The following is a 7027-nucleotide window of genomic DNA, read 5'->3' on the forward strand; positions in this document are numbered from 1 at the left end:
GTGCTGCACGGGCAACCGCGTCAGCCTACCCGATGCCCCGCCGGCCCGGCCAACCGGCCCGGTCGGGGCGGGTCGTGCACGGCCCGGTGCGGGCCTGCTGGTGGGCCGGTGTGCCGGCCCGGCGGCAACCGTACCGGAGGTGCCGACCAGGCCGGGGAGCACCGTCGGAGCGGACGCGGACGGAAACGCCGGACGAGTCCGACGCGTGTCGGTGTGCGCCAGTAGGCTTCTGGCCGTGCTGGACACCCTCGACGCCGCCACGGTCCGTCGCTGGTGTGCGAGCGGGCTGGTCGCGCTCAAGCGCCACCAGGGCGAGATCGACGAGCTGAACGTCTATCCGGTGCCCGACGGCGACACCGGCACCAATCTGGTGCTCACCCTCACCTCGGCTCAGCAGGCCCTCTCGATGGACCTGGACACCCTCCCGGACAGCGGCTCCACCGCCCACGGGCACGCGCTGCGGTTGATGGCGCAGGGTGCCTTGCTGGGCGCGCGGGGCAACTCGGGGGTCATCCTCTCGCAGATCCTGCGCGGGTTCGCCGACGCGGTCGTCGCCGTGCCGGCGGTGCGGGGGCAGGCCCTGGCCGTCGCGCTGCGGGCGGCGGCCGCCGCCGCGTACACGGCGGTCGGGCGTCCCGTCGAGGGCACCCTGCTCACCGTCGTCGCCGCAGCGGCCACGGGAGCCGAGCAGGCGGCCAGCGACGACCTGCCGGTGGTGGCCCAGGGCGCGGCGCGAGCGGCGGCCGACGCGCTGGCCCGTACCCCCGAGCAACTGCCGGCCCTGGCCCGCGCGGGCGTCGTCGACGCCGGCGGGCGCGGGCTCTGCGTCCTGCTCGACGCCCTGGTCGAGGTGCTCACCGGGGAGAGCGCAACCCCGCCCGCGCCGCCGCCACGCACCGCCCGTCCGGCGGCCACCGTCGCGCGCGAGACCGGTTCCGAGGAGTACGCCTACGAGGTGCAGTACCTGCTCGACGCTCCCGCCGACGCGGTGGCCGTGCTGCGCGGCACGCTGGGCGCGCTCGGCGACTCGCTGGTCGTCGTCGGCGACGGGCGTGAGCCGGACAGCACCTGGAACGTGCACGTGCACGTCAACGACGTGGGCGCGGCGGTCGAGGCGGGTATCGCCGCGGGCCGGCCGTACCGGATCTCGGTGACCCGCTTCGCCGACCAGCCGGAGCCGCCCGGCGGCCCGACCGAGGACGGCCGCGCGGCCGTGGTGGTGGCCACCGGCGCGGGGATCGCCGAGCTGTTCGCCGCCGAGGGCGCGACGGTGGTGCCCGGCAACCCGTCCACGGCTGAGCTGCTGGCCGCGGTGCGCGGCACGGGGGCGTCGCGGGTGGTGGTGCTGCCGAACGACGCCAACACGGAGGCGGTCGCCAGCGCTGCGGCCCGCGAGGCGCACCGGCACGGCGTCAAGGTGAGCGTGGTGCCGACGCGATCGCCGGTGCAGGCCCTCGCGGCCCTCGCGGTCCGCGACGGCACCCGTCGCTTCGAGGACGACGTGATCGCGATGGCCGAGGCGGCCGGCGCGTGCCGCTACGCCGAGGTCTGCCACGCCAGCCGGGAGGCGCTCACGGTCGCCGGCCCCTGCCGCCCCGGGGATGTGCTGGCGCTGGTCGAGGGGGAGGTGCACCTGATCGGCGCCGATCTCACCGACACCTGCGCCGCCGTGGTCGACCGGATGCTCGGCGGCGGCGGGGAGCTGGTCACCCTGCTCGCCGGCGTCGACGCCCCCGCCGGGCTCACCGATGCCGTCCGCGCGCACGTCGCGCGGCGCTGGCCGTTCGTCGAGGTGCACGTGTACCCGGGCGGGCAGCCGTTCTATCCGCTCCTGGTGGGGGTCGAATGAGTGAGCCGGCCACGGTGGACACGCCGCTGAAGAAGCTCGTCGGTGACAAGACGGCGAAGGCGCTGGCCACCCAGCTCGACCTGCACACGGCGGGAGACCTGATCTACCACTTCCCGCGCCGCTACGACGAGCGTGGTGAGCACACCGACATCCGTTCGCTGGACGTCGGCGAGCAGGTCACCGTCCTGGCCCAGGTGCAGCGCACCGCCGTACGGCCGATGCGCCAGCGCCGGGGCAACCTGCTCGAGGTGACCGTCGGCGACGGCTCCGGCGGTGTGCTGACGTTGACGTTCTTCGGCAACCAGGCGTGGCGCGAACGGGAGCTGCGTCCGGGTCGGTGGGGGCTGTTCGCCGGCAAGGTCACCGAGTTCCGGGGAAAACGGCAGCTCAACGGCCCGGAGTACGTCCTGCTCGGCGAGGGCGGTGAGGGCGAGGCGGCCGTCAACGACGAGATCGAGGAGTTCGCGGGTGCGCTGATCCCCGTCTATCCGGCCGCCGCCGCCGTACCGACCTGGGTCATCGCCCGTTGTGTACGGGTTGTCCTGGACACGTTCACCCCACCGGACGACCCACTGCCGGCCGCCGTACGGGCCAGCCGCAACCTCGTCGACCTGGGCGCGGCGCTGCGGGAGATCCACCGGCCGTCCACGAAGGAAGCCCTGCACCGGGCGCGGCGGCGGCTCAAGTGGGACGAGGCGTTCGCCGTCCAGCTGACACTCGTGCAGCGCAAGCACCGGGCCGCCGACTGGCCGGCCCGACCCCGGCCGCCGCGCGCCGGCGGGCTGCTGGACGCGTTCGACGCCCGGCTGCCGTACGAGCTGACCGCCGGCCAGCGCGAGGTGGGCGCGGAGATCGCCGAGGACCTGGCCGGCGCGCATCCGATGCACCGCCTCCTGCAGGGCGAGGTGGGCTCGGGTAAGACGGTGGTGGCCCTGCGGGCGATGCTCCAGGTGGTCGACGCGGGCGGGCAGGCCGCGCTGCTGGCACCCACCGAGGTACTCGCCGCGCAGCACCACCGCGGCATGCTCGACCTGCTCGGGCCGCTGGGTCGGGCCGGTGAGCTGGATTCCGCCGAGCACGCCACCCGGGTCGAGCTGGTCACCGGCTCCTTGGGCGCGGCGGCCCGACGGCGGGCGCTCGGCGAGGTGGCCAGCGGCGCCGCCGGGATCGTGCTGGGCACCCACGCACTGCTCTACGAGGGCGTCGACTTCGCCGACCTCGGCCTCGTGGTGGTCGACGAGCAGCACCGCTTCGGCGTGGAGCAGCGTGACGCGCTGCGCGCCAAGGCCGACCAGCCGCCGCACACGTTGGTGATGACGGCGACGCCGATCCCGCGCACGGTGGCGATGACCGTCTACGGCGACCTGGAGGTGTCCACCCTCTCGCAACTGCCCCGGGGCCGGTCGCCGATCGCCTCACACGTGGTCCCGGCCGCCGAGAAACCGGCCTTCCTCGACCGGGCGTGGCGACGGCTGCGCGAGGAGGTGGCCGCCGGCCACCAGGCGTACGTGGTGTGCCCGCGGATCGGTGACGGCCCGACGTCGGACGAGGAGCCGCCGCCGGAGGACGACAACGGCCGGCGGCCTCCGCTGGCGGTGACCGAGGTGGCCCCGCTGCTGGCCGAGGGGCCGCTGCACAGTCTGCGGATCGGGGTGCTGCACGGCCGCCTGCCGGCCGACGAGAAGGACGCGGTCATGCGCTCCTTCGCGGCCGGCGACCTGGACGTCCTGGTGGCGACCACGGTGATCGAGGTCGGCGTCGACGTGCCCAACGCCACCGTGATGATCGTGCTGGACGCCGACCGCTTCGGTGTCTCCCAACTGCACCAGCTCCGGGGCCGCGTCGGCCGGGGTGCCGCCGCCGGGCTCTGCCTGCTGGTGAGCGAGGCCGCCGAGGGGTCGTCGGCGCGGGAACGGCTGGACGCGGTGGCTTCCACCAGCGACGGGTTCAAGCTCGCCGAGTTGGATCTGGAGCAGCGCCGCGAGGGTGACGTGCTGGGGGCCACCCAGTCCGGGCACCGCTCACATCTGCGGCTGCTGTCGCTGCGCCGCGACGCCGACCTGATCCGCGACGCCCGCGCCGAGGCCATCACCCTCATCGGGGACGATCCGGAGCTGACGGGCAACCCGGCGCTGGCCGCGTCGGTGGCCGCGCTTGTCGACGAGGATCGCGCGGAGTACCTGGAGAAGGGCTGACGGACCCCCCTGGTGCACGTCCAGTGAGTGTCAAGACGCCGTCACGGCGGTGGTGCTTGACTTGCGAGTGTTGACGTGAGCTGGCGGTCCTCGTCAGCCGCCAGGAACGGTGCCAGGAGAAGTTCATGCGGATCGGGATCAGCCTGCCCCACTACGGCACGTTCACGACGAAGGAAGCCGTCGTCGAGGTCAGCCGTACGGCGGAGGCGATGGGCTACGACAGTCTCTGGACGGGCGATCGCATCCTCGCGCCGCTCGATCCCAGCGACGGCTACGGCGGCGTGCCCGGGGCGCCCATGCCGGCACCCTTCAAGACGTACTTCGATCCGCTTACCGCGTTGACCTTCGCCGCCGCGCACACCGAGCGGATGCGGCTCGGCATGAGCACGCTCAACGCGTTGTGGTACCCGCCCGTCCTGCTGGCTCGCACCCTGACGACCCTGGACATCCTCAGCGGCGGCCGGGTCGACGCGGGTTTCGGCATCAGCTGGTTGCACGACGAGTACAGCGCGGTGAACGTGCCGTGGAAGGACCGCGGCGGTCGCCTCGACGAAACCGTGGACGTACTGAAGACGATCTGGACGCAGGAGGTCGTCGAGCATCACGGGACGTACTTCGACATCGTGCCCACGACGATCGAGCCCAAGCCGTCGCAACGGCCGCACCCGCCAATCCTACTGGCGGGATTCGCGCCGCCTGCTCTGAAGCGCATCGCCCGCAGCGCGGACGGCTGGCTGCCCGTCCAGATGCCGATGGAGAACCTGACCTACCTGTGGGGCGCTCTGCGGGCCGAGTGGGAGGGCGTTGGCCGGGACCCGGCGACCCTCCGAGCGCCGCTGCGCATCAACGTCGAGCCGACCGGTGTGTCGGACGACGCGTTGAAGCAGACCGCCGCGTACGTGCGAGAGGCGTCCGCGCTCGGCCTCGACGAGGCGTTCATCGACCTTGGTCAGGCATGCGCGTCGGTCCCGGAACTGCTGGATGTCGCTGGCCGGTTCATCGGGATCGTCCGGGCCGGCTGACCCGTCGCGGACGTGGTCGCCTGCACACCCCGACGAGGGTGATCGCCTAACGTGCCGATGAAGGCCGTCGGTGGCATCGCAATTCGATGCCGCCGACGAACTCCGGTGTTCCTGCACCGGGTCGGCCGCCAATCTCACCGTGGCTGCTCGTCGCGCAGTGCCGACGAACGTGGCCAGGCGAGAAACCGCGAGTGCAACACTCCAGACGGTGTCCGCGGCAGGTCCGCACACGCCTGCACCAGGTACGCCGACAGGTGCAGCATCAGCGATATCCGTGCGCCGGTGAACTCCTTGATGAGCTGCCGTTTTACAGTTCTGCACGGCCACGGTGCCCTGCAACCCGCGCAGATCCACTGCGGCCGTACTGGCTGATGCGCGGACAACAACCCCACCACCCTCCCGGATCGTTGAAGGGGGAAGGGTCCCTCCCAGAGGCGTCGGCACCCTTCCCCCTTGGCACCCACCAGCCCGGCGAATCTGCCGCGTGCGAACCAGCAAGGCCCTGCCGGTGAACCTACGAACCGGTCCTGGGCACTCCAACGTCCCCGTGGACACTAGAGCTGACACTTTGGCGATCCTGAAGCGTCCCGCTGTGTCCACTACGGTGGGACGGTATGAGTCACCGCCTCCGCGCGGCCATGCTCCGCGCCCACCTCGATTCGGCCGCCCTCGCCACGGCCGTCGGTGTCGACGTCAAGACCGTCACTCGCTGGCTCGCCGGCCGCGTCCCACACCAGCGCACCCGCCTCGCCGTCGCCGACGCCCTCGGCGAGACCGAAGCAGACCTCTGGCCTCAGACCCGTCCCGACCAGGCGCCCGGTGCGGAGGCCACTGCTGAGGTCGTCGCCGCCTACGCCCACCGCGCCGACATCCCGCACCATGTCTGGGCCGCGCTCCTCACCGGCGCGACCACTCGAATCGACCTGCTCGGCTACGCCTACCCGTTCCTGCTGGAGTTGCTGCCCAACACGATGCAGCTCATCTGTGACAAGGCGGCCGACGGTGCTCAGGTCCGGTTCGCGTTCGCTGATCCCGACTGCCCGCACGTCGCTGAACGCGACGCTCTCGAACAGATCGGGGGCACGCTGCCCGGCCGAATCCGTAACGCTCTTAACTTCTGCGAGCCCCTCCACCGCGTGGCCGGTGTGGAGATCGGCCTGCACACCGTGCACCTGTACAACTCGGTGTTCCGCTTCGACCACCAGATGATCGTCACCCCACACCTGTACCGCGCTCGCGGCTACCAGCACCCAGCCCTACACCTACGGGAACTGTCGCCGCACGGCATCTTCGCCGCCCACGCGGACCAGTTCGAGCAGGTTTGGCAGACCACCACTGCCTACCCGAGGGAGACCCGGTGAACGGACGGCGTGACTACTACCGCGACCCGCAAGCGCCGGTCGCCAACAGTCTCGTTCCCGCCGCCGCGGCCGTCGTCACCGACCAGCGCGGTCGCGTGCTATTGCAGCGGCGTAGCGACTCCGGTAACTGGTCTCTACCCGGCGGTGCCATGAATATCGGCGAAACCCTACAACAGTGCGTGGTCCGCGAGGTACGGGAGGAGACCGGCCTGGACGTCGAGGTGACCGGTCTGCTCGGCATCTACAGCGATCCTGCGCACGTCATCGCCTACTCCGACGGCGAGGTCCGCCAGGAATTCACGATCACCTACCGCGCCCACGTCATCGGCGGCACGATCAGCATCAGCGACGAGTCGAGCGACGTCCGCTTCGTCGATCCCGCCGAGTTCGACAACATCCCCATCCACGACACCGTGCGACTCCGCCTCGATCACCACGTCGAAGACCGCGGCACTCCCTACCTCGGATAGCACCGATACTTCGACGCGCTGACGACCCCTCTCCCGCTGTCGTCGGGGTCGACACTCAGCCGGGGCGGCCGACTGCGCGCGGACGCTGTCACCGCACAACGACCGAGGGCGCGTCGACCGGGTGGTCGAC

The 7027-nt window shown here is 71.9% G+C and carries 6 protein-coding genes; 5 read left to right on the forward strand and 1 reads right to left on the reverse strand.

Going from position 1 to position 7027, the window contains the following annotated elements; genetic code table 11:
• The first annotated feature begins 235 nt into the window (after positions 1 to 235).
• The 3 genes from ABZV06_RS18345 to ABZV06_RS18355 all read left to right on the forward strand — a co-directional run bounded on the left by ABZV06_RS18345 (position 236) and on the right by ABZV06_RS18355 (position 5066).
• Entirely contained in the window at positions 236 to 1849 is a 1614-nt protein-coding gene (locus ABZV06_RS18345) for a DAK2 domain-containing protein (protein WP_355233000.1), read from the forward strand.
• Positions 1846 to 4044: an ATP-dependent DNA helicase RecG gene (gene recG, locus ABZV06_RS18350; RefSeq protein ID WP_355622755.1), complete on the forward strand. Its 2199-nt coding sequence runs from the start codon at positions 1846 to 1848 to the stop codon at positions 4042 to 4044. Before ABZV06_RS18345 ends, recG begins: the two co-directional genes overlap by 4 nt.
• 125 nt (positions 4045 to 4169) lie before the next feature.
• On the forward strand, positions 4170 to 5066 hold the full coding sequence (locus tag ABZV06_RS18355) for a TIGR03619 family F420-dependent LLM class oxidoreductase (protein ID WP_355622758.1): 897 nt from the start codon (positions 4170 to 4172) through the stop codon (positions 5064 to 5066).
• Between the two features lie 134 nt (positions 5067 to 5200).
• Here the strand turns inward: ABZV06_RS18355 and ABZV06_RS18360 are convergent, their stop codons facing one another.
• A complete protein-coding gene (locus ABZV06_RS18360; protein WP_355622761.1) occupies positions 5201 to 5458 on the reverse strand; it encodes a flavin reductase in 258 nt (85 codons plus the stop codon).
• 246 nt (positions 5459 to 5704) lie between these two features.
• Between ABZV06_RS18360 and ABZV06_RS18365 the strand changes: the two genes are divergently transcribed.
• A complete protein-coding gene (locus tag ABZV06_RS18365) occupies positions 5705 to 6427 on the forward strand; it encodes an XRE family transcriptional regulator (RefSeq protein WP_355233091.1) in 723 nt (240 codons plus the stop codon).
• Positions 6424 to 6897, forward strand: coding sequence for an NUDIX domain-containing protein (locus ABZV06_RS18370; RefSeq protein ID WP_355233003.1), 474 nt, complete (start codon positions 6424 to 6426; stop codon positions 6895 to 6897). The genes ABZV06_RS18365 and ABZV06_RS18370 overlap by 4 nt, the downstream gene beginning before the upstream one ends.
• Positions 6898 to 7027 lie beyond the last annotated feature (130 nt).

The sequence above is a fragment of the Micromonospora sp. NPDC005172 genome (genome assembly GCF_040608555.1).
Taxonomy (GTDB): domain Bacteria; phylum Actinomycetota; class Actinomycetes; order Mycobacteriales; family Micromonosporaceae; genus Micromonospora.

Coding starts and splice junctions, on each gene's coding strand:
- ABZV06_RS18355 (WP_355622758.1), top strand. CDS start 4,170: ATGCGGATCGGGATCAGCCTGCCCCACTACGGCACGTTCACGACGAAG.
- recG (WP_355622755.1), top strand. CDS start 1,846: ATGAGTGAGCCGGCCACGGTGGACACGCCGCTGAAGAAGCTCGTCGGT.
- ABZV06_RS18365 (WP_355233091.1), top strand. CDS start 5,705: ATGCTCCGCGCCCACCTCGATTCGGCCGCCCTCGCCACGGCCGTCGGT.